Consider the following 1,434-nt stretch of genomic DNA (forward strand, 5'->3'; position numbering starts at 1 on the left):
GTTGCACCCAGTTCACGATATATACTGCGGGTATCGACTGATTTCGATTCCATGCCATTGGATAAATGATAGTAGCGTCTAAGTGACCTAAGCTCTGCTGCAACATCAGCCCGCAGGCACCAGACCAGGGGATTCATCCTGAAGAGACAGCGCAGGTGTATTGTGTTCACCGCTCACCAAAGACATCATGATGAAATGATGATATCCCGCATAAGAAAGAGGCATTTTTTACACGCAGTGCGCTGAAGTGTAGTTGGATAAAAAATCACTCTTTTCAGATAATACTGTCGTACGCTTATCTTTCGACAATGAGGCCGTCGGCAAAATAAAATGACTAATGTAATCGTTGCTGATGAATATCTTCTGCTCACATAAAAATCACACAATAATATTGATAAATCAGATTATCTTACCTTTACAACATTGCGTTAACAGTCAATGACACTTCTTGAATAAAAATATTGTCAATCAATGAGTTATTCCTCATTTAAGATTATTCTCATTCACGTAAAAAACATAATTCCTATCATCACAGCCACGCTCATTTTGAATTATCTGAATAATAGCGAGCGTTCTTTAGTTAAGCAGATCTTAATTGAAGACGAAATTATTGTGTGTGCAACTTACTTAATACCGGACATCTAAGTTGAAGAAAAAAATACTTGCCTTCGGGCTTATCTCAGCATTGTTCTGCTCCACGCCAGCGATGGCGGATATGAATCGCACCACGAAAGGTGCATTGCTAGGCGCAGGCGTTGGTTTACTTACTGGCAATGGTGTTAATGGCGTACTGAAAGGTGCAGCTGTTGGCGCTGGTGTTGGTGCAGTAACAGAAAAAGGCCGCGACGGTAAAAATGCGCGTAAAGGTGCAAAAGTAGGTGCCGCCGTTGGTGCTGTCACTGGCGTTCTGACCGGCAATGGCCTCGAAGGGGCGATTAAAGGTGCCGTGATTGGCGGTACGGGTGGTGCAATTCTGGGTAAAATGAAATAAGGAATGATGATGAAAAAATTTGCTTTACTGGCGGGCCTGTTTGTTTTCGCACCAATGACCTGGGCGCAGGACTACAATATTAAAAACGGTTTGCCGTCAGAAACCTATATTACTTGCGCAGAAGCCAACGAAATGGCAAAAACTGACAGCGCACAGGTTGCAGAAATTGTTGCGGTAATGGGTAATGCCAGCGTTGCCAGCCGTGATTTAAAAATTGAGCAATCTCCGGAACTGAGCGCCAAAGTGGTAGAAAAACTGAATCAGGTTTGCGCTAAAGACCCGCAAATGCTGTTGATCACGGCAATTGATGACACCATGCGTGCTATCGGCAAAAAATAATATTTCATATGTACCGCGTCGATGAATACGACGCGGTTTTTTAGCTAACGGCGGGATCAGAACTTATATTTCAGGCCCACCATCACTGCGGTGTCATTGTAGCC

5 protein-coding genes are annotated in these 1,434 nt (G+C 43.6%); 3 read left to right on the forward strand and 2 right to left on the reverse strand.

All coding sequences use genetic code 11. The features are described 5' to 3' along the window. Positions 1-105: 105 nt before the first annotated feature. Both QZF50_RS23630 and ymgJ read right to left on the reverse strand, forming a co-directional pair. Positions 106-225: a hypothetical protein gene (locus tag QZF50_RS23630; RefSeq protein ID WP_001131446.1), complete on the reverse strand. Its 120-nt coding sequence runs from the start codon at positions 223-225 to the stop codon at positions 106-108. After that, a complete protein-coding gene (gene ymgJ / locus QZF50_RS23635; RefSeq protein WP_001325743.1) occupies positions 186-371 on the reverse strand; it encodes a protein YmgJ in 186 nt (61 codons plus the stop codon). The genes QZF50_RS23630 and ymgJ overlap by 40 nt, the downstream gene beginning before the upstream one ends. 100 nt (positions 372-471) lie before the next feature. Here ymgJ and ymgI point away from each other — a divergent pair, with 100 nt between their 5' ends. The 3 genes from ymgI to QZF50_RS23650 are packed head-to-tail and all read left to right on the forward strand — an operon-like array spanning position 472 to position 1,330. After that, the gene (gene ymgI / locus QZF50_RS23640) at positions 472-645 is read left to right on the forward strand and encodes a protein YmgI (protein WP_000122462.1); all 174 of its coding nucleotides are present in this window, start codon (positions 472-474) and stop codon (positions 643-645) included. A gap of 1 nt (position 646) precedes the next feature. Next, positions 647-991: a YMGG-like glycine zipper-containing protein gene (locus QZF50_RS23645; RefSeq protein ID WP_000726974.1), complete on the forward strand. Its 345-nt coding sequence runs from the start codon at positions 647-649 to the stop codon at positions 989-991. Positions 992-994: 3 nt separating this feature from the next. Next, complete coding sequence (locus tag QZF50_RS23650; RefSeq protein ID WP_000979977.1) at positions 995-1,330, forward strand: YmgD family protein; 336 nt, start codon at positions 995-997, stop codon at positions 1,328-1,330. Positions 1,331-1,434: the final 104 nt, after the last annotated feature.

This window comes from uncultured Escherichia sp. (assembly GCF_948475835.1).
Taxonomy (GTDB): domain Bacteria; phylum Pseudomonadota; class Gammaproteobacteria; order Enterobacterales; family Enterobacteriaceae; genus ECMA0423.